The sequence below is a fragment of the Escherichia sp. GZ89 genome (genome assembly GCF_019366485.1).
Taxonomy (GTDB): domain Bacteria; phylum Pseudomonadota; class Gammaproteobacteria; order Enterobacterales; family Enterobacteriaceae; genus Escherichia; species Escherichia fergusonii.
This window is the reverse complement of the sequence record NZ_JAEOHX010000087.1, coordinates 1-509: the sequence shown is the minus strand read 5'-3', so window position 1 is coordinate 509 and position 509 is coordinate 1. Positions and strand designations below refer to the sequence as shown.

1 protein-coding gene is annotated in these 509 nt (G+C 61.5%); it reads left to right on the top strand.

All coding sequences use genetic code 11. The features are described from left to right. Positions 1-509: phage tail protein (locus K0335_RS22360; RefSeq protein ID WP_231825872.1), on the top strand; the 509-nt coding region annotated here is incomplete at both ends.

Genomic DNA, 509 nt, shown 5'->3' with positions numbered 1-509 from the left:
ACGCAGGCCATTGCCCGTTACGGTCGTAACGTCACGAAGATGGATGCCTTTGGCTGTACCAGCCGGGGGCAGGCACATCGCGCCGGGCTGTGGCTGATTAAAACAGAACTGCTGGAAACGCAGACCGTGGACTTCAGCGTGGGTGCCGAAGGGCTTCGCCATGTACCGGGCGATGTCATTGAAATCTGCGATGATGACTATGCCGGTATCAGCACCGGCGGGCGCGTGCTGGCGGTAAACAGCCAGACCCGGACGCTGACGCTCGACCGTGAAATCACGCTGCCATCCTCCGGTACCACGCTGATAAGCCTGGTTGACGGAAGTGGCAATCCGGTCAGCGTGGAGGTTCAGTCCGTCACCGACGGCGTGAAGGTGAAAGTGAGCCGGGTTCCTGACGGCGTTGCTGAATACAGCGTGTGGGGGCTGAAGCTGCCGACGCTGCGCCAGCGCCTGTTCCGCTGCGTGAGTATCCGTGAGAACGACGACGGCACGTATGCCATCACCGCCGT